Origin of the sequence: Vibrio sp. THAF64 (assembly GCF_009363455.1) — a bacterium.
GTDB lineage: Bacteria > Pseudomonadota > Gammaproteobacteria > Enterobacterales > Vibrionaceae > Vibrio > Vibrio coralliilyticus.
In genome coordinates this window covers 149,252-174,239 of sequence record NZ_CP045357.1, presented here as the reverse complement: position 1 = coordinate 174,239, position 24,988 = coordinate 149,252, and the positions used below count along the sequence as shown (strand labels likewise).

The following is a 24,988-nucleotide window of genomic DNA, read 5'->3' as shown; positions in this document are numbered from 1 at the left end:
AACACGTGGCTCATCGCTGCGCCAATTATTCGAAATCGGAGAACAATAACAATGACAGACAGAATTATCCCTACACAAACTGGCGAGTTACTGAAAGTAAATTTCTCTCACCAGCCTTTGACGGTGTCTACCTACAATGCGGTAACAGGTCAGTATGAGACGCATGAGGAATACAGCCAATTGTTGGCCGCGGCTAGCCATGTTGATCGCGCTGACGGTCAAATCATGACGCATACGGATACCTTGCTCAGCATGAATGTGAACGTTGACAGTGACGGGAATAAAGTGGCTTCTTTTGTTTACCGCTCAGGGGTTGGTTTATCGGGGCGTGAATTGGTGATCCGTTCCTTCCGTATGGAAAATGGTCGAGCGATCCCCATCGCAGATGCCGTGACCTTACACCAGAGCAAAACGGCCCAGTGGCGGCAACTCATTGATGCCGGTCAACCAACCGCCATTCGAGAGCCTAACGGTATGTACGTTATGTACGATGCCCTAGATAAAGGCAAGGTGAAAGCGAGTAGCCGACGATATTGGGTCATTCAAACTCAACCTGAACAGTTTGAAAGCGTGATTAAAATGCCTCACCGAGTGAAAGACGTGAGAGTGCTGAGTCACGGTGGAGCCCGCCATGTTTGGTCTCTAGATAAATACGGCACCGTTGCAGTGACGGTGATCGACGCAGACAACAAGCTCGATCTTGCGGCTTCTAGGGCGATGACCGCGTTTTTCACTAAAGCGAATGTCAAATATGTTGCCATTCATACTGCCGAGGATGGGAGCGGTTTTGCGCTGGATACGCACGGTTACTTGCATGTATTTGAGCAGAAAAATGGCGTATCGGGCTACTACCGTAGCGCGAACCCTATTGAAGCATTCACCCAGCTTGGCGAGTTCAATACAGGGCGACTCACGGTCAATAGGGGTCAGGTGTTGTTACAGCGATATGATGAGCAGGGCGCCGCGTTGCCCGTGCTGTCTGCCGATATTAGTGATGTGCGCCAAAGTGGGACCTTTGATTTGTTGACTGGGACCGTCACAGTGGGAGACAGCGCCTACTTGGTTCGTGATGGCGTACTGTTTCAATACAGCAAAGAGAATGGCTGGTTCCAAACGAAATATACGGATGTTTCTGAACTGAGCCTAAGTCCCACGGGGAAAGCGGTCGCCGTCTTTGGTGCTGATCAGGTATTAACCATCAGCGAATCGGCAGATGGCAATGTCATTCAGGCAGAACCTGTTTCGATTGCCGCAGGGACGATCCAAACGGTCGTTCAAAATAGCCGCGCAACTTATGTCTTAGGCAGTGATGGCGTGATACGAACGCTAGGTGGCTTAGAAGGGTCGATAACCCTGAAAGGCCTGACGACACCATCGGGTGAACCAGAGACGTTACGTTCACTGAGCGTTGTCGACAATCTGGGCGTGGGTGTCACCGAAAGTGGCGCGGTGGTGAAATTTGACCTTCCTGTATCGGGCGGATCACATGAAGTTGCACCTCAGTCGCTCACCTTACAAGGCGAGAACCAAGCCGATGTGCTCAAAGTATTTCGTGATAATGATGATCGCTTGATTGTTTGGCAACAAGATAGCGACCAAAAGCAGACCTTCGGTGTTTTGAACCCAAGTACAGGCGCCGTTCAATCACTGGTGAGTGCTGACTACCGAGGTGTGTTCCCCGGTGGCGACATTGAAAGAAATGGGATTATTACCGCTGGTGATAAGCGACAGTACTGTTTGCTCAATGGCCAAGTCATGTATTACTCCTTTATTCAAAATGAATGGATGCCAACGCCAACCAAAGGGATCCGCCAACTTAAACTGGGTGCCGATGGGGCGATTTATGCCCTGAATGAACAGCGTGAATTAGTCCGTCTGAATCAATATGGCTTTGTTGAATCGACACTGGAAACCGACGTGGAAGATGGATTGCTGCGTACTCTGACTAAGTCGGTGCAGTTACCTGAGGGCGTTCAGCAGTTTGCGGTCTCTGCAACCGGGACCATCTGGTATGTCGATCAAGATGGCCAACTGCAGAGTGCATCAGTCAAAGAAGAAGATTTAGGCTCGGTGAGCTTAGGTATTCAACGTGCGGAGGGTGAGCGAGAACTGCAACCCATATCGGTATCACCAACAGAGGTATTTGACGCGTATGGCGAGGCGATATCAGGGATAAAAAAAGCAGTGACCGCGCCTGATGGGACGCAATGGTTACTGGATTCCAATGGGCAGGTCTATCGCAAGTTAGAGGGCAGCAGCGAATGGTCGCCTTTGGTGGAAGTCGACCCTGCAGGCGCCGATTTTTCGGTCTTGGCCGATGGACGAGTTGCCATTAAAGCCAGCGATGATAGCTTGCACATCTATGATACTCGCTGGAAGACAGTGGTCGAACCGAGCACGCTTTCATTACCGAAGGCGGGGATAGCCAGTCAAAGCCTCACGATTCATAACGATGGTAGCCTCTGGTTACTCGATAGCAGTGCCGGAGAGGTGCAGGTTTACCAACCTAAAGGGCAAAGTTGGGCAACAAAAGCGATTCCGCGAGGTGTTGAATTTCAGCGCTTGATGACGCTTCAGGATGGCAGTGTTGCCGGTAGAGCCACCGATGGCAAAGTCTATCGTTATCAAGGCATGGATGGTTGGCTTGAATACACCACGGCGCAAGGTAAACCAGAGTTTGATCTTCTGTATGATCAACTGAATTACTCGAGGCTGGAATCAAGCTATTCAGGCCTCCTGTTCAGTAGTGGCGAAAAAGCGCATAAAAAGCCCAATCAGCTGACAGGGGCACAGCGTTTAGAAGTGCCATCAAAACAGCGGGACCCAAGCTTAACGCAGCGTTTTACCAGTTGGTTTAAGGCGCACCTTAAGCCTTCGACGACACGGGGTAAGTTCTACCATCAAATCAATAACGCTCATAAAGAACTGGCTTCTGCGTGGTCGTTGCTTAATCAACCCAGATATAAGAAGTTTGGGGATGGTCAGCCAGAGAGAGAGGCGCTGTTCACCGACAGTAAAACGCTGATCCAGGATGAGCAAGCGAAGATATTGGAGCGAATCAATAAGCAGATAGGGTTATTGGATCGCACCGGTAAGTTGAATTCCTCCTTTGAGCACACCAGTGTATTTCGTCAAATACAGGCCTTTTTTGGTGGAGACAAGCACCTTTCTGACAAAAACCTCGTCAAGCGTCTTTACGACCGTCAGGTTTCTTTGTTTGGAGCGGAGGATTCGGTTGCCGAAACCTTGAAGACGATGCTGGATCACAAAGTCTATCTGCCTGCGGGAAGCGGTGATTTGAGCGCTTTGACCGCGCAGTTGGTGAATAACCAGTCTACCTTGCTGCAGATGCAGCAAAAAACCACAGCGGGCGATACGTCAACAGACTCGCTTACGCAACTGACAGAAACCCTCACTGATCTTGAAAACAAACGCCAAGAAAGCAGCATCAATAAGCTGTTTAAGAACAATTTTGATAGTTTAAATCAAGCCGATCGTTTCTACCGCACGTTTGATAAAGTCATTGCGGGGATGAAAGACGGTGATCATAAACTGCAACGCGCCTTAAATCGTCAAGGGGCGGTTCAAGGCGATGTGGTTGAGCAATACACTCGCTTGCTCCAATCGATGAGTGTGGGTGACAACGTCGATTTGAAAGCGGCTTGGGGACTGAAAGCCGGGATCAGCCATGGCGGTAATTTGGCGGAAAACCCGTTCGAGAGTTTGTTTACAGCCGGTATCACAGGCTCGGTTGGGGCAGGGGGCGGAAACGACTACAAGCTCAGTTTTGAGAAGACCGCGACAGGGGTCAAAATTAAAGTTGGCCATGTTAACAAAGGTAATGTCAGCCTATCGGTGGGTTTGGCCGCGGGAGGTGGCGCCAAAGTGGGCAAAGGCTATGCGATGGCCTCCGCTTCAGTCACCGCAACCGATAAGGTTGAATACAATGTGGAGAACGTGGCGACCTTCAGTATTGACCAAGATGACAATGGTAAACTGCAGCGTGTCCTTCGTGGCCTGTTAAGTGGAAGCATGACACCGGATCAACTGTTGGCCGATGCGGATAAAGGGGATGTTAGCCATAAACAGGGGCTTAAGCACGATCTCGATGTGGTCGGAGCGGCAGGGTTAGGCGTCGGTGCTGGAGTGACCAATCCAGACTACAAAGACAGTGGATTGAAAACGGGCTACGGATTCAGTCTTTCCATTCCGAGCATTAAAGTTACGGGTAACGTATTTAAGCACGAGGTGAGCGCGGAAACGAAGTTTTCTTCGACAGGGGGGTATAGCCATGGGATCAGCGAGAAAATTGGCCTATTCAATTCGTTAGGAATCGAAGCGAGTGTTGGGGCAAACCCTGGAAGCTTCAAATTGCAAGAGTACGATCAACCTGAGCTGCTGCGAAACAACGAATATGATACGCATATGCGGACCAATTATTCGCCGCTAAGCATAGGGACACTCGGTTACACTGCGAAGAAGAACTGGGACCGAGGGGGGATAAAACTCTATCCAGATAATCAAAAACTGCACCCACGAGACGGGTTCAAATTTGAGTACACTGAAAAAGGACTCTCTAAAGTCACTTGGGACCTGACGATAAATCGCACCGGCACATTGATGGAACTCTCTAAAGTCAAAGAGCTACTCGAACGCGTCCCTGCACTTAAGACGCAGTTGGAGAAACTGACCAGTTTTACGACGCCTGCGAACCGAGATGCACTGGCGACGAAACTGGCGCGACTCGAGGGAAGTCATCCGACCTTGAAGCCGGAGATCGACGCGTTGAAACAGCTGGCCGCGTTTACGTCCCCTGATGATAAAAAGCGTTTTGAAAAACAGCTTAAATCACTTGGCAAAGCCAACCCCCATCTTTCGCGTGATATACAAGAACTGAAAGCCCACCTTGGTTCCAATTTGTTTGTGCAAAAGAACAAACCGATCAAAGTCGCGATGCAGTTCACCGCGCAAGCCATGCATCAAGTGAGTAACTACGATCCTAAAACAGACGGTGATTACGTTACCTTCGTCAATAAGCTGGCTATGGACGGTGCTAACTTTGAAATTACCGGTTTTTCCGTGAATGAAGCACACAGCTATAAAACATCCGGTGGTTTGAACGCTCTATTGCTGAACTTTGATAGCAGTGCAGAGCTTTCGTTGTCGAGAAACACAGCGGATATTAAGCTCTTCTATTCCGATACTGAACGCTATTGGTACAAGTTAAAAGATCAGTTTAAAGCGTTGGCGAATTATCAGAATGCCGACGTTACGCCAGAGGAATTCAGTGCTGAATTGAAGAAAGAATATGACGCGTTACTGGAAAATATGGAACGCGGACTCGGCTTTGATGATGGATTGAACCCTGATATTGCCGAGCAAAAAGCACTGCTTGATTCGGTTCTGAGTTTGCTCAAACCGGATTTGGGGGCTTATTCGCAGGCCTATGCAGAGGCGTACCAAGCGCACTATGCAGCGCAGCATAAGGTGACACCAGAGCAAGCCCTCACCGCGCTTAAAGAGATGGCGAAAGACGAACTTGATTCGGAAGTGATACGTGATCTCTTTGAAGACCGAGCCGAAATCGTTAAGCAGTATTTACAAACGGCCAATGAGCATCTGGATGGCATTCGTGCGCTGGACTCGACGCCACGTCCATCCCAACTTGCGCCCGTGTTTACCTACAGTGGCTCAAGACTTACACAGACAGAGATGACTTCAGGGCTGAATTTAAGCGGATTCAACAGTGCCGTGCATGATGGGGTAAATAGTGTGTTACTGACACTCAGCAACCGCTTTGGAACACCGGATGCGGTAAGCAGTAGCCAAGGCGCAGAAGCATCCGTCAAATCATTGCTAGCCGATTTATATGCGAACAATGGTCCAGTGACGACCTTTGACGTTGATAATTTGATTGCTCAATTTAATCGATCCACCAAAGACGGCGCGCCTCGCTCCCTTTCCGCCGCGAATATTGCTGAAATTCGTCGCTTGTTCCATTTGAGTGGCAGTGGAGAGACGGGAACGGCAGATGAATTCGCCGCCTTACGTTCGCAATTGGAAAATAGTATTCACGCTGACACGCTCGCGAGTGCATTTGACCCTATGGTTGAGCGTCATTTATTGGCAACAGAGGAGTTGGTGTCGTCGGATATCTGGCAGTTGTTTGAGCCGAATGACGTTGATCATTTGATCGCTCGACTAAATCTAGCCACAAAAGACGGCGCGTCTCGCTCCCTTACCGCCGCGAATATTGCTGAAATTCGTCGTTTGTTCAATTTGAATGGCAGTGGAGAGACGGGAACGGCAGAGGAATTCGCCGCCTTACGTTCGCAACTGGAAAATAGTATTCACGCTGACGCGCTCGCGAATACATTCGATCCTATGGTTGAGCGTCATTTATTGGCGGCAGAGGAATTGGTGACGTCGGATATCCGGCCGTTGTTCGAGCCGGAAGGGGCGTTGGCGAACACACAGACCATCAATGTATGGAATGGCCAGTTGGTGTATATCTCAGAGCAAGCAGGCAAACAAAAAATCGTCCGTTTATCGAAGGCGCAGATCAGACAAGTGGTCCGAGCCGATAGCGAGCGAGTGCTGCAAGCAATGAGTGATGGCTACACAGGGACATTGTTATTACGTGAGACGGCATTGTCGCAAGGCGACATTGACAGTCTTAAAGCGCTGCCGGATCAAACGCCGTCGCTGAGGCGCCAAACGGGGGCCTCTTCGGAACGTTACCGCGGTCTCGCCATTGTGGGCTTAATGGAAGCTTACGCTCGTGGAGACGTAATTTCCTCAGAGTTCGATCCTGCTCAACGTTTTATTTTGAGTGAGTTTTTTGCCGATGCCAATGGCGAACTCGATCTGGCGGCGCTGCGAAAGACGGTCAATAACCCCGTCGAGTTTGCCAAGTTCAAAGATGGTATTACGCGTATTCGCGCAGGCTATACCGAGTCCGTCGATGTGAGCCAAATGAATGGTGCTCAGTTGGTTGAGAAGTTAGTCCGTTGGGAAGGGCTCCTTCAGTCTGGGGCGGTAGGCTTAAGTCAAGTGGTTGATAAGCACGCAAAGGGGGTCAAGGCACAACTGCATTTTGCCCCTCAATCCATGTATGTCGGTAATACGGACACCCAAGGAAAGTGTGCGGGATTAGGGCAGGCTTATCTTTACGCTTTGTCTCAGGGTGGTGACGCAGGATTCAAAAATACCTTTTTGGATGGCGTGTTCACCCATTCTGAGATTGTGCGCAATTCGGCGACAGATGGGACGGTTTCGCAGAAAGAAGCCGAACAAACGCTGGCATTCACTCAAGCCTTAGATCAGCTACAAGCGGATTCAGCGAATGGTCAAGGGCGCCTATTAGTCGGTGAAGGGAAGCAGAGTTTAACTCAGGTTATTCATCGGCTAGGACAAAATAGCAGCGACCGTTTTTATCAGCTCAATACCGGTAATCACGCGCTCGTATTAGCGAAAAAAACGATCGCGGGTAAAGCGAGTTACTTCTTCTACGATCCCAACTTTGCCGATGTGGTGGTTTCTTCTAAAAACTCGGTGAATAGCGCCGACGCATTGGGCAAAATAGTAAAAGCTCACCTTCAGCAGGCCGGCGATGGTTGGCAAGGGACGTTGGCAGACTATTATGCGGCGGATAAAGCCGGAAATGGAGAGCTTCAGTTTGAGCTGTATCGCTTTGAGCCTCATCAGGCAGAAAGCAATGCCTCATTACAGCAGTTAAAAACGCTGCTCTCTGAGGGGCATTACCTGACAGAATATCAGCGTTTGAGGCAAATGGCGGATATCGACTTGGCTGGGTTGAAAGTGTCGCCTGCATTGTTATACCAAATGGGGGCGTCGATCGATGGCCGACGCCTCAGTGCCGATATGGATCTGTCTGCCTCCGATTTGATCAGTAAGCTGAGTTATTCGGGGCGGGATCTCGTGGAGTTTATGGCGACTCAGGCGAAGCAGCCTGTGGCCGAAACGGCGCTGAAATTGCTCAAAACACAATTGAAAACCACCGATGTTGATAGTTTGCTGCAAGCTGGACTCGACGTAGATGTGGCGCGCAACGTGCTGCAATTGGTGGATAGCCACGTTAATTCGAGCTTAGAAGTTCAGCTTGATACGTGGTCCAAACTGAGTGAATTGGCCCCAAGCATTGAAGGGGCTATCCCGAGTCATTTGGCTAACGATAGTGCCAATGTGCAAGACATGTTTGGCTATTTAGGCCACGAAAGCGAAGTCGCGAAGTGGCGAGCGTATAATCGTCAACAGCTCCTTACCGCTGAGCCCGTCTCACTAGGTGGGACCGAGCTCTCCGCTGTGTTGTTGCATGATATGGGCGCGACCATTGAAGGTAAACCCGTCACGATGCCGCTTCTTGCTCAGTTAGAGGCAGGCGGTACCGTCGCCGTGCAGTTTGACCCCGCTCGTTTTGCGTACGTGTTATCTCAAGTACCCGCACAGCCAGAGCTGGAGAACATCGCCAGTCTGGTGAAAAAACAGTTGGAAATGCATGGCGGCGATGTCAATCAATTACTGGGTGACGGTATAGCAAGCGACGCGCCTGCCGCTCAGTTTGTTGAGACGTTGAGGCGATCTCCAACGGTTTCACTCGAAATTGAGGTCGCCAAACAAGCCGTAAATCTCTTGGGAGATAAGGCGGATGAGCGGGCTCAATGGTTGTCGATGAGCGAAGGGTTAGATGTGACTCAACGTCGCCAACTGCAAAACTTGTATGTGTTGGCCAAAGATACGACAGGGTTTGACTTAGAGAGTTTTAAAGCACTCAAAGCCGCTCATTCGGGCTTGTCAGAAACTGAAATCTTACAACAGATGGCGCTAGATGCGACCGAAAAACGGATTGCTCCGGGAAATGACACCGATGTGGTGATGCAACTGGCCAAGTGGTCAGAGACGGACGCTCGGCAGTTCTTACACGATAACAACTTGATCGGTTCCGATAGCGCTGGCGTGATCAGTGTCAATAGTCAGCACTTTGAGCAGTTTATCCATTCATGTGATGGCATGGATCGGGTGAGACTCGCTGCGGCGATGGTGAAATTATCGCCGGACGCTTACTACCGCATTAGCAACCATCTCGATACAGATAGCTCGACAACGCTGAAGACCTTCACTGACAATGTCGAGTTACAGCGTGCGAACAAAAAAGGAGCCATGCTCGGCGCGGTGGATAACTTTGGTTCGGCGCTGGATGTCTTTGAGACATTGAATTCAGTTCGTCAGCTTGTGGCAAGCTGGGATCAGATGTCGACCACAGATAAAGGTCTGACGATGACCGAAATCGTTGGTGGTGTCGCGATGTCACCTGTGAGTAGCGCAGTGTCCAAAGCGTTAAGTGCGGCGGGTAAAGCGTTGGGGGCGGCCAGTAAGTTTAGCAAAGCGGCCACGGTGGTGAAAGCCGGTGTGCTAGACGTGGCGCTTGCGCCAATTACGTTTGCCTCTATCGGTATGCAGTGGGAGTCTTTCTGGTCGGGGAATGGGGATACCAATAGCTTTGAGTACAAATCACTGGTGGCGAATACCGTTCTGACGACGGTGACGACAGCGGCGAGCTTAGCCTTGACGGGGGTTTCAATCGCCGCGTCACTGAGTTCTGCGGTGGCAGCGTCTGTGCTAGGCACCATTGCCGCATCGGCCGGCCCGATTGGGGTTGCTATTGCGGCGGCTGGCTTCATCATCAATGGGGTGGTGCAAGGCGCCTTACAGTTGGCAGAGTACGGTGACTATTTCTCTAGTACGGCAGACAAAGTCGAACAGTTCTTTGCCTCGTGGATCGGTGTGGAAACCGAGGCCCTTAAACTAGCTCGCGCTATAAAAACAGACGTTGAGAGCTTGCAGACGAGCCTCAATGAGGAGTGGGACGAGACGAAAGCCTACTTGTCAGATCTATTCTCTAAAGATGGCTACAAGTACCTCCAAGTTCGAGATCGAGAGAATAAGGTTTCGTATGGGAAATTTGCCTGGGGAGGCACTCATGATTATGTGCTGCAAAAACAGATAGAATATAAAGGGGTGGAAACCGTTACCTCAGATTATCTGACCAATGGCGACACTGTCTGGGCCCAGCTAGGCGACGCCGATCCTGACTATCGTGCTGATGGCCGCACAGGGAAGCGAAACTTGTTTAATTTGAGTGGCGCGGTGCTCGCAGCAGCAATGGGCGCTGAAAAAGAGGATGCGTTCAACCTCGATGCCTTGACAGAGATAAAAACCATTGATGGTCAAGGCGGGCAAGACAGCGTGCTCCTAGATGCAAGAGGATTAGCCGTCACACTGGCACCAAGTCAGGGGAGCCAGTCTGTGCTCAGCTATACCGGAGAGCTGGTGATCATGGACAATCTAGTGCATCGCTCTGGTGATCGGGGGGCCAATTCCTCAAGTAGTGCTGATGTCACGCGCCACGTTGATAAGCGGGTTGATGTGAACGGGATTGAGAGTTACATCATTAAAAACGTTGGTCGTGCAGAGATCACTGGTACAGAGCGGGATGAGTTTTTTGATGTGTCGGGGACCGATGTTGAAATAGCGGGTGGCGGAGGCCGTAATACCTACTCGTTGAACAACGATAACCGAGTAATGAGTACTTCCGATGATACCGTACTGTGGAATGGTAAGGGAGATGCTGAAATCACCTTGCAAGGTATTTCTGGCAAAGCGACCCAGACGTTGGTGATTAGCTTATCCTCTCGCTATGGCGATATCCATATCCGTCGTAGAGGGTACAACCTAGAGTTGATAGATGCAGGGCGAACTTTGACCGTAAAAGGAGTGTACAAATCTGACGGTAGCCTAGACACCAGTAAAGTCATTCAGCTGCTAGACCCTTATGGATACAGTTTCTCGTTACCAGGTCTTGGTTTAATCGATGGCCATGCGAAATCGTTGACTCAAGTGGCGAAAACATTCGTCTTTGATGAAAATACGGCATCGGAGCTTCGTTATATCACCAATGACAAAGCGGTGAATACCTATAACTTACAACAAGGCGCGGGCGTATTTGTGGCTGAGGCTCATACCAACCAGCTCATGCAATTTGTCCTTGAAGCGTCGCTGTCGTCGTTACAATACGGGATGGTGGATGACACCTTGGTGATCCAGTCGACCGATCCGCACTCTCAACTAGAGCTGCAAATCCGTGATTATACACAGGTGAGTCAGTCTGGTGTGGTTCAGTTATGGCTAAGTCCTCCACAGGGGGCAGAGCAAGGGCAGCAAATCGTTTCGATTGCGTTGCCTGAGGCTGACGGTGATAAGCAAGGCCGGTTGACGCCCGTCAATACGGATGCTGTAGAAAAGCAGGTGGAACAGGTAGGAGGAGAGCTAAAGCATAGCCAAACTCAAGACAGTGTCACTCAGCTCGATCTAAGCCAAGTCGAACACACGGTCACCGTGGAGGCAGCCAAACTGGCTGAACATCAGCAAGGTATTTCGCTTTTTCTGCCATCGGATGCGTTGGCCGACAAATTGGTGCAGGTGCGTGTGGCCGATGATTTGATCCTCTACTACGCCGATAAGGCTCAAGTGGGGCTGGCCAATACGCCTCATTTGAACATTAAGGGGTATTTCGGTCATGCCGTAGACGTGAAGTTGACCCACAATGGGGGCCAAAACAATGTCACGATTTCGCCGTCTAAGTATTTAGGGAATATCGGTGACAATCAGTTATCTGGAGCTCAAGCCAGTGAACTCGCGGGCTTGGATGGCCATGATCACTATGCTATCCCCGTTCGTTCTTCAGATAAAATACATTGGGTTATCAATAACGTCGCTGCGGATCAGAAGTTGGATACGTTGGATTTAGGCAGTGGTGTCACGGTGAACCAGTTAGCCTTTGTGAGACAGGGCGATGATCTAGAAATACAGATCTCAGGGCAACCAACGAAAACAGTGATGCTACAGAATTATGTCGCAGACGTTCGCGCGCAGCATCTTCAGTTAAAGCTGGGGGAGACGGTGATGCGTTTACCAGCGGTGGACCCTGTCAGCGGTTACTTTGTTCATTCCCAAGATAGTGATGCCGGTATTCTAGGCGGTGGAACACATATCTTGCGCAGTAACGCCCAAGGGGGCAGTACACAGACCCTGTACTTATCGGGGCCAGTTGATGGTTATCAACAAGAAGTACAAGGCCTCGATTTGAAGTTATCGAAAGGGGATCAGACGCTCTTTGTTCGAGACTACTACCGCAAACCAGATTCGGTTCGTTTTGCGTGGCAGGGCGGCTCCTATGACGAGGTGCTCATTCCAGCGGATTATCATCAAGCCGAACAGGCCTTGTTTACCGAACTCAACGTGGAGCGTGGAGACTGGGTGGCCTACATTCAGAATGGCGTTACAAGCCGAGAGCAAGTGACGTCATTATTGGCATTAGGGCAAGAGCGTGGCAGTGAGGCGTCAGATTTCTACACCATGCCAGACAGTACCGATTTCACGGTATACGTCAAACATTACCCAGCAAATTATAACGTGGGTGAACGTGCGCTGTTTAGTACGGGCTACCGGGGGCAAAATGGCTTTAAGTTTTACCTCGATGACGAGGGCTACCTTTGCTACAAATCCTACACGCGAGAGGGGTATTACAACGGTGTTGAACAAACCATCTACACTCAAACGCCTCGAATCAGTGGTCGCCCCGTCAGCCAGCCTAATGATGAGATAGTGATGAAGTTTGAGGGGAACCATACCTTGACAGTGATCGCCAAAGGCTGGGGAGGAAAACAGGTCACTACGATTAATTTGAACGATTACGGTTCATCACGAATTCGTTTTGGCTCGACTCGCTATCTAAACGATAGGGTTTACAGTAGTGGCTACAGCGAGCGTCGGATCACTGAAGGGCTAGCGAGCGATCGTCAAATTGATAGTATCTTCCAAACGGATGGCCAAACATGGGGAGCTAGGGATAGCGACGTGGCGACTTATCTTCAGGTTAAAGGCTTCTCAGCGCAGGGCGCACAAACCCTGATCGATGAAGGCCTAACCAGCCTAGGTCAGTTAGAGCGGGCGGTATCTGTGCTGAAGGCCGTCAATGGGCAGTTGTCCGAATCGTTCATTGCGGCGTATGTGAAATCGGGTCAGAGTTGGCTATACAAAGAGACGAGCATTGCTTATGCCGTCGCCTTGGAAAACATGGGAAGAACCCCACAGTTCATCTTTGATGCACACCGATATGGCTTATCAGTGCAGAATGTTGAAGCGTATAGCAAGGTGGAAAAGCAGTACCCAGGCGAAGACCGCTTAGCTGATTTTGCTCTGGCATTGCGCGGTGATGATAACGCTTTCTTTATGCAAGATCGCGCCTCAACGGGAACCCTAACTCACTCTCAAACACAGTTGCTTGATAGCTTACTGACCACGCTTGAGATCCCTGAGTGGGATAGAGAACGGATCCGTCACACCATCGCGGGTAACGCACCGGAGGAGCGTTTTGATGAGCTCGCGCGTCGAATGTACCAAAGCTATCCGACCAAAAGAGAAAAGGAGCTCAATCTATACAATTGGCTGGGCAACGCACTGGGAGGGGATTTTAGGCAGAAACATACCTTTGAACCGAGTTTACCTAACGATGTGAATCTCTTGACTCAAGCGCTGATCCAAAAAGGATTCTTAGCGAAACGAGCAAGTGAACTGGCGTGGAAACTTTCGGAGTTAGGCGTGTTGGACTACGAGCGTCTCGATAGTCTGATGAAAGTAGGGATTAGTGATAATTCTCAGCTACTTAGGTTGCTGGAAGCGAACGTGAATGGGGAAGATATTCTGGCCGCGAACACCCACCGGGAGCAATACGAAAGTGGTGCCAGAGGGAATCTCATTCAAGTCTCAACCAGCGGTATATTATCGTCCTACTCCCCCGTGGAGCAGACCGTTTATTATGCCAAAGAGTACTTAGGCATTGATGGGGACGGCAACGTCACCCGATTAGGAGCCAGTCCTTCAAGTGGTACATTGGCGGGATACGAACAGGTGATCAACCCTGGCCCAGTCTTAGGCTCAGGAGGAGGCTCTCCGACACCCATTCAGATTGCTCAAGGTCAAGTCGATGGTGTCGTTAAACTGTGGGAGCAAGGCTATATCGATCGAAGTGTACGTCAAGTGCCATCGGAACAAAGTTGGTTTGGTCGGAGTAATCCGAGTAATTTGGTGGATGGCTCTGACCGAGCGGGAGAGGCGTTTGCTTGGCGGGCGGCGAACAATGAGGTCGACGACAATATTTATGATGTGGTTATGCAGGCGCCTGATCTGACCAACCCTAACACAGACGATCGTGCAGCGTTTATTCGTTTTGATATGAAGCACAAGGTGGCGTTATCCTCACTGACATTGCGCACGGCTTATGCCGTGGCCGATGCAGATCAACCCGATACCACACGTTCCGGCAGCTACCGTGTTGAAGCATTGGATGCGAGAGGACAATGGATAAGCGTGTCCTCGCCATTAGCCTGGAGTGGGCAGCAAGATGACATGACTGTGGCCATTGATACGCGTGGTGTTCCTTACCAGAGTTATCGTCTGCGAGGAATATCGGGAAGCTATGACCGAGATCGTTGGATTAAGGAGGTCGACTTTACGACAGTCGCCATTGAGCGGGAAACTGCCGCGGTGGCCTCTATCGCGGTTGAGCCACCGAAAGAGGGCGACATGGTTCCAGCGGCCAGAGTGGAGATAGCGATAGAAAATGCGTCATTTGATAGTAAAAAGATCCCCGAAAACACCTTAGCTAGGGATGTGCCGGGGTGGACTTTAGCAGGCTATAATACGGCAATGCTACGGGAAGGGAGTTATATCTCCGCTGTAGATGGTAGCAACTTCATGCAGATTAGCTGGAGCGGTAGCTCGATAAGTCAGGAGTTGAGTGACACTTTTGATGCCACTGCTGACTATCAGTTGGCGATGGATTTAGGCAATAGCCAGTACGGTAATAGTGTCTCTGGCTTCGAAATTCGTCTATGGGCAGGCGATACCTTATTAGGCAATGCAGCATTGTCGGCCAATCAAGCGAGGGAGAGTTTGGGGTATGGCCGATGGAATACGCTGACGCTTAATGTCGATGGTCAAGTCCATCAGCAGGCCTCAGGGAAAAATCTCAAGGTTGAAGTGCTCAATACCGGTGACGAGAACCGAGACATTGTCTTTGTGGACAATATCCGTCTTGCGAAGCTCACCGGGGCGATGGCCACTTTTGGTGATGAGCCAGGGTCTATTGACAGTCGGACTTCGGAAGGGCGCTATACCATACAACCAGTACTGGCTCCGACCGTATCCTAACTAAGCGACGACGAAGGCGCGTCTCCAAGCGCCTAAGATTGCTGTCAAAGGTCTAGCTTGAAAGCTAGACCTTTTCTTTTACGGTGTAGGAGCCTTAAACTGGGAAACCAGAAAACAGCGTGGTGATCATCAAAGAACAGTGTGTTCAGGCGCAAGGTAAGGGAAAGGACAGAGCCGCTCAGTCAGGCGTTGGTGCACATTGCCACGCGAGGCGAGAAATGGTTTTCATTGTCGAACCACGAACGTCAACAGCTTATTGAGGCGTTAAGACGGAGCGGGTGAGCCCCCACCGCGTTCAAACCCGGGCGCTACACCTTGGATAAAACCGGATCGGCGGCGATGGTTGTTTCCATAAAGGCCAAAAACACTCTTACCTTGAGCGGTACGTATTGGTTGTTGGTGAAGACAGCACTGATGGGGTAGCGCTTAGCGTAGTCCGGCAGCAGGTGGACTAAGTCGCCCGTGCGCAGTTCTTTATCCACCATCCATCGGGGCATCAAGGCGATCCCGGCATGGGCCAGCAACATCTCCTTGAGCCCGATACCATTGTCACATTGAAAATTCCCCGATACTGGTATTTCGGAGGCGCCCGGCGTGCGGTTAAAGGTCCACACCGTGCCGCGCTTTGGCGACAAGCTGTAGATGAGGCAGTTGTGTGCATTCAATTCTTCCAGCCGAGTCGGCGCGGGGTGTCGCTCGAGGTACGTTGGGGACGCGACCATGATTAATTCATCATACCCCAGCGTCTTGGCCATCATCGATGAGTCTTGCAAATCGCCAAGGCGGATCGCCACATCAATCCCTTCTTTGACCAGAGCCACCAGGTTTTCATCAAACTTGATGTCCAAATCGATGTCCGGGTACGCGGCCAAAAATTCTGAGATGATCGGCGCCACGTACAGGCTGCCAAACATGGTAGGCACCGTGATTTTAAGATGGCCTTTCGGCGTCGCGGTTAATGACCGAGCCTCCGCTTCCGCTTCGTCGATGGCGGCAACGATGTGTGAGACGCGCTCAAAATAAGCCTGGCCAGCTTCGGTCAGGGTATGACGCCGACTGCCTCGCACCAGCAGCTTGGTACCGAGCTTCTTTTCTAAGCCCGCCACTCGCTTGCTGATCGTCGCCTGGTTGGTATTTTGCTCCTTCGCGACCGCGCTAAAGCTGCCTGTCTCCACTACCCGAATAAACGAGCGCATGGCCACAATCGAATCCATAGGTATTCCTTAAAGGCATATTAGGTATGCCAGTTAGCTTCTATTTATAACATTAAAGCATGCACTACACTGCCAAGCAATCCAGCTCACACACGAGTGTGAGATGGAGTTATGGCTTCAAGAGTAAGGGGAGACCGATGCACAACGACACCATTCGAATCATTGATAAAGCGACACTGCCCGAAGGCGGCTTTGCCGGCATTGTGGAAACTCGCATGGCCATGAGTCCCAGAGTGTGGCCCAGCGCCCAGTCCAATTCTGACATCAGCCACGGGTTGGACGATTTCATCTATCTCGCCTACGGCCATTTTAAACCCAATGATGGCGCGCCCCTTCATCCGCACCAGGACGTCGACATTGTCAGCCTGATCACCGATGGTCGCGTGGGCCATCAAGGCACCTTAGGGGATGGGACCCTCATTGAAGGGCCGGGCGTGCAAGTGCAGCGCGCCGGCACTGGCATGCAGCACGCCGAATTCAGCGTTGATGATGCGCAGGCAGGTATCGTTCAACTGTGGTTCTTGCCCCCGAAACCTGGCCTTGAGCCCGCCTATCACAATGTCTCACTGCCGGAAGGTCGCCTGACGACCGTACTCGGCGGTGCAGACGACGGCACGTTTGACAGCCACATGCACTGCCAGATTGGGTACTTGGACGATCACGAGACCGTAGAGGTGGCGACACCGTTTGTTGTCCTCATCACTCGGGGCACGGCGATCCTCAATGGCGAGAAGGTCAAACAAGGCCAGCTTATCGAAGGTCAGAAAATGACGCTCAATGCGGTAAGCGATCTGGGTCTAGTGTTAATCACGAAAGGAGAAAATCAATGAAAATCATCGCCCTAGGGGCCTCAACCAGTCAGCAGTCCATCAACAAAGCCTTAGCCACTTACGCCGCTCATTTAGTCGAGGGCGGCCGCGTTGAGGTATTAGATCTCAATGACTTTGAACTGCCCCTCTATAGCGAAGACCGCGAAAAAACCATGGGCCAGCCCGCAGCGGCGACGCAGTTCATTGATAAGCTCAAAGAGGCCGACGCGATCATCGTTTCGCTGGCCGAACACAACGGGACGTATACCGCCGCCTTCAAGAACCTCTTGGACTGGGCCAGCCGAGTTTCAAGAGAAGTATACCAACACAAACCCGTGGTTTTTTTAGCCACCTCGCCCGGTCCCGGCGGGGCCGCCAGCGTACTCGACGTGGCGGTGCAGTCCGCCCCATTTTTTAGCGCAAACGTCAAAGGCAGCTTGTCGATCCCAAGTTTCTATGACCACTTTGATGCGTCAACCCAACGACTCACTAATTCGCATATCCACAGTCAGCTCGAGGCTGTGGTCCACACACTGACCCGTTAACATTGGAGGTGAACATGTTACCCCTTAAACCCTTAATGAAAAGCGTCGTGATGGCGCTGTCAATGGGCGCCTTGTCGTCGCCCGTGAACGCCGATGCGTTGCCAATGTCGGCCACCGTCCTCGAGTTTGCCGAGTCCAATACGCTGTTTGTAGCCGATTCCGATTCGGGCCAAATCTTCGCCTACCAGTTGCCAGACGTCGCCCCCGCCACCCGTTCTGAAAGTTACAATCTTGAAGGCGCGGGCACGGCCATCGCTGCGCTGTTGAACGTGGCGCCAACCGATGTGAACTATCATGACATCGCCATACACCCTCGCAGCAAGGAAGCGTTCATTTCGGTGTCTTACCTTCAAGGCGAGCAAAAACGCGTCGCACTGATCAAAGCCAATCAAAAGGGGCACATTGAGAAGGTGAACTTAAGTCAGTTCAAACATACGGTGAAAGCCCTGACCAACACCGCAGAAGAGGCCGTAACGTTCTGGCGCGATATTCCAGCCACCACACTGGCCATTACGGACTTAGACTATGTCAACGGCACCTTGTATGTGTCGAGCTTGTCGACCGGAGAGTTTGCCTCCACCTTACGCAAGGTCGACTACCCGTTCACCGACAAAGACACACGCTCACAGATTGAAATCTATCACACCGTCCATAACCAAACCGAAACCCGAGCGCCGATCCGGGCCATGGAAGTGTTGAACCTCAATGGGGTAGAAACGGTTGTGGCCGCCTACACTTGTACGCCCTTGGTCACTATTCCTACGGCTCAGCTGTCAGACGGCGCCCACGTCAAAGGCAAAACGATCGCCGAGCTTGGCTATGGCAACACGCCACTCGATGTGATTCATTTTACCGCCACCGACCATACCCAGCAGCAAGAAGACTTCGTCCTGGTGATCAATAAAGAGCGCAGTGCCGACCTGATCCGCGTGGCCGATTTAACCGAAGCCAACAAAAAAGATGGCTTATCCACACCGGAGATGTGGGCGAAAGCTGGCGTGCCCACTCGACCCGTTCCACTGTCAGGGGTGATGCAAGCCGCGGATCAAGATGGCCAATTCATCGCAACACTGAAACGGAATATGCGCACCGGTGATGTTGACTTAGTGTCCTTCCGAAAAGGCGCGTATTTTCGTCTCAACGATTTCATCAGCGAGTATAACTTTGACGACTATCAGTACTACCCAGAGCAGGAAATGTTCCGACAGTTCCAAAATCTGCTCAAAACCGACGCGGGTTACCCTGATATGACGCGCGAACTGTCCAAAAAGGATGACACCTAATGAACCTGGCACATCGAGTCGCGATCGGTCTGATCTTCTCTGTGACGTCCGGCCTGGCTCAGTCTAAGGATTGCCGTGAGAACCCTCCGACCGAGCTTGTCTCAGCCGTCTACCCGACGGCTGAGGTGTTACCTGAAAACCTATTGAGGTTTTACGTCTACTTTGAACAGCCAATGAACACGGCTAATGCGTTGTCACACGTGTACCTGACCGATGCCTCTGGCACTCAACTGGACGGCGTCTTCATTGAAAACAAAGTCGATCTTTGGAGCCCTGATAGAACAAGACTGACCCTGCTGTTTGATCCCGGCCGGGTCAAAACCGGGTTGATCGCGCACAATACCCTAGGGCGGGCCCTTGAAGCGGGCGAAACGTATCATTTAGTGGTCGAGGCTGGTGACATGAGTGCGTCGGGCTGCGCCTCGACGTTTGTCAAAACCTTCAGCGTGAGCAAAGCCCATTTCATCAGGCCTGTGGTGTCCGATTGGACCATCAGCTCGCCTCCAAGCGGGACAACCATGCCTATCACCATGGGTTTCCCGTCGCCAATTGACCACACCTCATTGGCGTTTCGAATCAGGATCAAAGACAGCCGGGGCCAATCGGTTCCGGGCGCCATTGATGTCCGAGCGCATGAATCCCAGTGGGTGTTTAGCCCCAATAGTTCTTGGCAAGCGAGCGAATCTTATTCGGTGTTTGTCGATCCGATCCTAGAGGATATTGTGGGTAACCGGCCCACCGGTCTTTTTGATCAGCCGTCTCTCATTGACTCGTCTCTGGGTCAAAATCAGCTTATCCAGATCCCGATCAAGCTAAGTGAAGACTAGGCAGGGCTGTCCTTACGCCTTATCGACTTACACGTATGGCTTCGTCCACATAGTCAAATTATCACTCAAGATGATAACAGCGTGACAAGCAATGAGGACGGTTGGTATGAGTAAGTTACGACAGTTAGACGTGTTTATCGGTACGAATACCAAAATTGGTCGTTTGATTCTTCCTGTTGGAACTAAAACTGAGTTCTCATTCATCTATGAAGAGGATTGGAAACACACTGGTTTCCCGATTTCGCCACATATCCCTTTCGATGATCAGTCTTCCCCAGTATTTTGCTATGTCGATTGGCGATTGGGAAAGCGAAGACTTTCAAAACCCGCCGAAAGGGAACTTCCAATGCCCTATCACCAGCTATGATTTAGCTGAGTTTGGCGCTCTGCTGGGCTTTTCCGGCCCCAAAATGGCTTCCATACTGGTAGAAACCGTTGGGGCGATAAAGAGTGCTGTGAAGGAAACGATTAGACTTACCGAAGCTCAAGGAATCGATAAGGGAGAGCGGGAACACATAGAACTCTGTGCGTCACTCATCCGAACAGAATGTGATCATTTGTTAGCGCAAGCCGACAGTGTGCCAGAAATGAGTGAGCTGCTTTAAAGGCAAATACCGAGGCGATCATCAGCAATTAATAAACGATTTTTGGACAGAAACGTGTTTGAGCCTTCGGACGAAATCTATCCATCATATAACTTCTGGTATTGTAAAACGTCTACAACCACCGTTTTTGGCGGTGGTTGATGTGGAAGAAAATGGACAAAACAGTGCTAGCGTTACTTATGTGGTTTTCCCCATTTTTATATATTTCAGAATGACTCTTAAGCGATAGCCAGTCTCGTCAATGTTATGTATAACGCTAGGGAAATAAGAATGCCTCCCGCACATTGATGGACACGCTTGGATAGCTGATCACTTTCATTTAATCGCTCTCCAATGGCGCTAGCAAAGAATACCAATGGCAACTCAACCAGAATCATAATGATGACTAGTATCACCCCGAGTAACAGCATTTGCTCGCTAATCTGTCCTGAGTCTCTAGAGATAAACTGAGGGAAGAAAGACAAGGTGAAAATGATAGCTTTGGGATTCAGCAGGTTAGTCATTACCCCTTGCATATAAACTTTCTTCAGTGTGCGCTGAGGAACTTTATCGAGTGATGAGATTGCCCCATGATGAGTAAAAATGCTCCAACCAATCCACCCCATGTACAAAGCACCTACAAGCACAAGAGTGTTATAGATTGTTGGAGAAGTCGAAATGATGGCGGCCACACCAAGCGTTGCCAAAATTACATGAATATATGCTCCACTGGCTACACCCAAGATGGATGCTACTCCTGCTTTTCTACCACTAGACAGTGCATTTGACACAACAAAAACCATGTCTGTTCCAGGGGTTATCATCAGAACAAATGTTGTGATGGAGAATAGAATAATTAAATTAATGTCTATCATTTCTACGACTACCTTAAAGTCACCTATTTAGGGGCAGAATGACAAAGGTAAGAAGAGAGTTATATAACAGAATTGCTCACTTGAACTCGTCTGCATATTTTTTGGGAGAAACCCCGAATACAGCTTTAAAATGACGCCCCAAGTGAGACTGGTCAGAAAAACCACAAGTCGTTGCTATTTCAGCTACGGGGTAACCATCGCTAAGTAGCTGTTTTGCCTTGATCAACCTTAACTGTCGCAAATACTTATTAGGAGAAATGTTAAAAATACGGGAAAACTCACGGCAAAGGTGGAATTTGGAAAGGTTTGCCTCTTGAGCTAACTGGTCAAGTGTAATCATTTCGTAGTAATGATTATCAAGATAGTCACGCGCTATGGCGACCTTTTTAAAATCTTCGATCCGTGGAGGCAAGGAATTGATAACAACCGTTAGAGATAACTGCTCCACGATCAAAGCTAGACAACGTGCCCAGCTTACCTCGGTATCAAACAATGTTGTCGACGGGTCGGCAAGCTGCATCGCACAATGCGCCAACTCTTGGTGCAGTTCTGGTGACTCAAAGGTCAAGTTAGAAACTGAAGGAACACGCTGGTCTAGGTGTTCAAACGCTTTACGCAACTCCGCGTCTTGGATATAGAACATCACATATTTGCATCGATTAGGGCTGAGAACCCTTCCTGCATGCACTTCTCCAGGCGCAATCACTGTGACTTGCCCAGAGTTCACGATACCATTTCCTGTCGCTCTGGGGCTATTGTCATGAGCACCAGAAACAACCGTTCCGATAGACCACGTATCATGCCAATGGGCATCAAACTGATGGTTTGTAAAGTCGGCGATAAGCACTTCGACACCACCGAAAAAACTCGTCGTATAAATGTAGGCACTGTTTGTTAGCATGAATCAAATATATAGCAATTAATTTTGAAAGTCTTGACGGACTATTGAAGGCGCTAACAGTATACCTGTGCCAACGCTGACTCGCCTCGAATTGGAGTTTCAGGTATATACACATCGCATGTTTCAGAATCGATCTGATGCTAAATATGAAGCGCTTTCACTGTTTTCATTGTTGATACACTTGTAAGAGGGATGTGATATCTTTCTTATTCAAACCGTTACTTTCTGATCATTCCGCCAAGATCTAGTGATAGATAAGAGGAAACTCTTAGATAAGGTAACAGCAGTCAAAAGGAAATATCAATGGTACTAGAATATCGTTCAGCTCAATTTGAAGATCTAGAAAACCTCGTATCGCTACTCGCAAATGACCCTCTGGGTAGTAAGAGAGAGGACCCCAATATTCCAATAAACAAAGCCTATCACTCCGCATTAAAAGCCATCACTTGCGATCCAAACAATGAGTTGCTTGTTGTCGAACTTGAAGGTTTGTTAGTTGGTATGCTCCAAGTTACGTTTATTCCGTATTTGACGCACGTTGGTAGTTGGCGTTGTCTCATTGAAGGCGTCAGAATTCACGAAAAATTTCGTGGACGAGGCTTTGGAGAGCAAATGTTTCAACATGCGATTAAGCTGGCCAAGTCCAAGGGTTGCAACCTCGTTCAACTTACTAGCGATAAGCAACGTCCAGATGCCATAAGGTTTTATGAAAGGCTCGGTTTTAAGGCAACACACGAGGGATTCAAGTTAGCTCTATGAGTGATTGCTAACAATTGATAAAGGTATGCAAATAACGACTGGGTTTAAAATCAGCTAACAAGAATATCGCTAATGAATATTTATACTCATCCACTTTTGGGATACGGGAAAAAATCGGTTGGGAGATTGAGATCCCTTTCACCACTAAGCTAGCTATCAAAAACGAATCGAAGCCAATCCTAAATCAATACAATTGCTTACATTTAAAGCTCATGTTATTTGAAATGACTGATAATAAGTCTGGTTCTTATCCTTTGAAAAACCCATATACACTAACATTTAAAGGATTATCATGTCACAGCAACTCGAAACAAAGCTATCAATTAGTCTTCTTCTCCTGAGAGCCACCATATTCACCGTCTTTTTATTCTGGGGCTTGGACAAAATACTCGTTCCCGAACACGCCGTGAAAGTCATGCAAGGCTTTTATGGCCTAAGTGTATCAAGTAGCGCTATGATGGCCTTAGGCTTTCTTCAGATAGTCTTTCTGCTTGCGTTCTTGTTAGGCATATGGAAAAAAGTCACTTATGGCGCTATTTTGGCTTTACATGCAGCAAGCACGTTTGCGTCATTTGGAAAGTACATGGATCCGTTTAACAACCTACTCTTCTTTGCTGCATGGCCTATGTTAGCCGCCTGTTTCACACTGTTCATTTTAAGAGACTTTGATAATTACGTTTTTAAAACAAAGAGCAAAATCAAACCTAATGCAAATATCCATACAGCCTGATCAATTATTTGAGTGCGAGAATAGCGTTACCAACCATCTCAAAACCCTGTAACTGAACATCCGCTTTGAGTAAGTTCTGAATACGCTCAAGGCGGATGAATTCAGCTCATTGTCGTTTCGAATCAGGATCAAAGACAGCCGGGGCTAACCGGTTCCGGGCGCCATTGATGTCCGAGCACAATGAATCCCTGTGGGTGTTTAGCCCCACAACCTCTTGGCAAGCGAGCGAGTCTTATTCGGTGTTTGTCGATCCTGGAGGATATTGTGGACAACCGGCCCACTGGTCTTTTTGATCAGCCGTCTCTCATTGAAGCGTCCCTGGGGAAAAATCAGCCTATCCAGATCCCGATCAAGCTAAGTGGAGACTAGGTAGAGCAGGGGAGACCTAAGCCTGAGACACCACGAGCAAGGTCGACCTTCGTTAGCTGTCGACCTTTGCCTGTCGCAGCGTGGGCGGCTTGGGCTGGCGATGTCCCACGTCGGATAAGGTCATGGGGACAAAGCCGGGTAAGGCTTCGATTCGCGCAAGCCAACCGGTGAGGGCCGGGTAGTCTTGCAAATCCATGCCGGCTTCAGGCGCGAGCTTGGTGTAGGTGTACAAGGCCAGATCGGCCAGCGTGGGCGTCGGGCCCACCAGCCACTGCCGGCCAGCGAGGTATCCCTCAAGTTGTGTCAGCACCGTGAGCGCATCTTGCCTGAGGCTGTCATCCTTGATGGGGCGATGAAACACGTTGGCGGCGCGCAGTTTGGCCAGAGAGCCGGCCAATCGATGCGCCGCCAGAGACAGGAACTGCTCAATGTGGGCGCGCTTGATCGGGCAGGGCGGCAGCCATTGCTGCTGCGTATCGTAGACACTGGCCAAGTACACCAAAATCGCGTTGGAATCTGCAATTACGGTCTCGCCGTCCACCAGCACCGGAATTTGACCAAAGGGATTGAGGGCCAAAAAGGCCGGTTGCCGATGTTCACCTGCCGGCAAATCCACGGGGACGAGGGTGAACTCCACGTCGAGGAAGCTTAGCAGCAGGTGGGCGCGGTGAGCGTGTCCAGACAGAGGATGCCAATAGAGTGTCAGCATAGTACGGTTCCATAATCATCAAATCGACGCCATTAAAGAACACTTTGCACCAAAGAAAAACCGCACTACCATGGAATGATATTTTCTACTAC

At 50.0% G+C, this 24,988-nt stretch carries 11 protein-coding genes and 2 pseudogenes; 9 read left to right on the top strand and 4 right to left on the bottom strand.

Translation table 11 applies throughout. The annotated features are described in order from the left end of the window. The first annotated feature begins 51 nt into the window (after positions 1-51). Complete coding sequence (locus tag FIU99_RS25565) at positions 52-15,291, top strand: hypothetical protein (RefSeq protein ID WP_152472707.1); 15,240 nt, start codon at positions 52-54, stop codon at positions 15,289-15,291. Between the two features lie 308 nt (positions 15,292-15,599). Here the strand turns inward: FIU99_RS25565 and FIU99_RS25560 are convergent, their stop codons facing one another. Continuing rightward, positions 15,600-16,505: a LysR family transcriptional regulator gene (locus FIU99_RS25560; protein ID WP_152472706.1), complete on the bottom strand. Its 906-nt coding sequence runs from the start codon at positions 16,503-16,505 to the stop codon at positions 15,600-15,602. Positions 16,506-16,642: 137 nt separating this feature from the next. On the opposite strand from FIU99_RS25560, the gene FIU99_RS25555 reads away from it, so the two are divergent. The 6 genes and pseudogenes from FIU99_RS25555 to FIU99_RS25530 form a co-directional block, all read left to right on the top strand. Then, positions 16,643-17,335 carry a pirin family protein gene (locus FIU99_RS25555; protein WP_043011769.1) on the top strand — a complete coding sequence of 231 codons (693 nt, stop codon included), beginning with the start codon at positions 16,643-16,645 and terminating at the stop codon, positions 17,333-17,335. Next, the gene (locus FIU99_RS25550; RefSeq protein ID WP_021457249.1) at positions 17,332-17,859 is read left to right on the top strand and encodes an NADPH-dependent FMN reductase; all 528 of its coding nucleotides are present in this window, start codon (positions 17,332-17,334) and stop codon (positions 17,857-17,859) included. The genes FIU99_RS25555 and FIU99_RS25550 overlap by 4 nt, the downstream gene beginning before the upstream one ends. Positions 17,860-17,873: 14 nt before the next feature. Further along, the gene (locus FIU99_RS25545; protein WP_152472705.1) at positions 17,874-19,142 is read left to right on the top strand and encodes a hypothetical protein; all 1,269 of its coding nucleotides are present in this window, start codon (positions 17,874-17,876) and stop codon (positions 19,140-19,142) included. Continuing rightward, the gene (locus FIU99_RS25540) at positions 19,142-19,969 is read left to right on the top strand and encodes an Ig-like domain-containing protein (protein WP_152472704.1); all 828 of its coding nucleotides are present in this window, start codon (positions 19,142-19,144) and stop codon (positions 19,967-19,969) included. Before FIU99_RS25545 ends, FIU99_RS25540 begins: the two co-directional genes overlap by 1 nt. 3 nt (positions 19,970-19,972) lie before the next feature. Then, positions 19,973-20,083: pseudogene (locus FIU99_RS27780) on the top strand (transcriptional regulator); the annotation flags it as partial. A 152-nt stretch (positions 20,084-20,235) separates the two neighbouring features. Next, positions 20,236-20,574 (top strand): annotated as a pseudogene (locus FIU99_RS25530) (type II toxin-antitoxin system HipA family toxin); the annotation flags it as partial. A gap of 218 nt (positions 20,575-20,792) precedes the next feature. Here FIU99_RS25530 and FIU99_RS25525 read toward each other — a convergent pair. Further along, a complete protein-coding gene (locus tag FIU99_RS25525; protein WP_152472703.1) occupies positions 20,793-21,428 on the bottom strand; it encodes a LysE family translocator in 636 nt (211 codons plus the stop codon). A 76-nt stretch (positions 21,429-21,504) separates the two neighbouring features. Next, positions 21,505-22,329, bottom strand: coding sequence for an AraC family transcriptional regulator (locus tag FIU99_RS25520; protein WP_152472702.1), 825 nt, complete (start codon positions 22,327-22,329; stop codon positions 21,505-21,507). Between the two features lie 303 nt (positions 22,330-22,632). On the opposite strand from FIU99_RS25520, the gene FIU99_RS25515 reads away from it, so the two are divergent. Together FIU99_RS25515 and FIU99_RS25510 are read left to right on the top strand one after the other, a co-directional pair. Beyond that, positions 22,633-23,088, top strand: coding sequence for a GNAT family N-acetyltransferase (locus FIU99_RS25515; protein ID WP_043011783.1), 456 nt, complete (start codon positions 22,633-22,635; stop codon positions 23,086-23,088). 292 nt (positions 23,089-23,380) lie between these two features. Further along, on the top strand, positions 23,381-23,818 hold the full coding sequence (locus FIU99_RS25510) for a hypothetical protein (protein ID WP_152472701.1): 438 nt from the start codon (positions 23,381-23,383) through the stop codon (positions 23,816-23,818). A gap of 421 nt (positions 23,819-24,239) precedes the next feature. Here the strand turns inward: FIU99_RS25510 and FIU99_RS25500 are convergent, their stop codons facing one another. Beyond that, positions 24,240-24,896: a glutathione S-transferase family protein gene (locus tag FIU99_RS25500; RefSeq protein WP_152472700.1), complete on the bottom strand. Its 657-nt coding sequence runs from the start codon at positions 24,894-24,896 to the stop codon at positions 24,240-24,242. Positions 24,897-24,988: the final 92 nt, after the last annotated feature.

Excerpts from the sequence above, each read along its gene's own strand:
- FIU99_RS25540 (WP_152472704.1), top strand. The coding sequence starts at position 19,142 with ATGAACCTGGCACATCGAGTCGCGATCGGTCTGATCTTCTCTGTGACG.
- FIU99_RS25550 (WP_021457249.1), top strand. The coding sequence starts at position 17,332 with ATGAAAATCATCGCCCTAGGGGCCTCAACCAGTCAGCAGTCCATCAAC.
- FIU99_RS25500 (WP_152472700.1), bottom strand. The coding sequence starts at position 24,896 with ATGCTGACACTCTATTGGCATCCTCTGTCTGGACACGCTCACCGCGCC.
- FIU99_RS25520 (WP_152472702.1), bottom strand. The coding sequence starts at position 22,329 with ATGCTAACAAACAGTGCCTACATTTATACGACGAGTTTTTTCGGTGGT.
- FIU99_RS25560 (WP_152472706.1), bottom strand. The coding sequence starts at position 16,505 with ATGGATTCGATTGTGGCCATGCGCTCGTTTATTCGGGTAGTGGAGACA.
- FIU99_RS25545 (WP_152472705.1), top strand. The coding sequence starts at position 17,874 with ATGTTACCCCTTAAACCCTTAATGAAAAGCGTCGTGATGGCGCTGTCA.
- FIU99_RS25565 (WP_152472707.1), top strand. The coding sequence starts at position 52 with ATGACAGACAGAATTATCCCTACACAAACTGGCGAGTTACTGAAAGTA.
- FIU99_RS25510 (WP_152472701.1), top strand. The coding sequence starts at position 23,381 with ATGTCACAGCAACTCGAAACAAAGCTATCAATTAGTCTTCTTCTCCTG.
- FIU99_RS25555 (WP_043011769.1), top strand. The coding sequence starts at position 16,643 with ATGCACAACGACACCATTCGAATCATTGATAAAGCGACACTGCCCGAA.
- FIU99_RS25515 (WP_043011783.1), top strand. The coding sequence starts at position 22,633 with ATGGTACTAGAATATCGTTCAGCTCAATTTGAAGATCTAGAAAACCTC.
- FIU99_RS25525 (WP_152472703.1), bottom strand. The coding sequence starts at position 21,428 with ATGATAGACATTAATTTAATTATTCTATTCTCCATCACAACATTTGTT.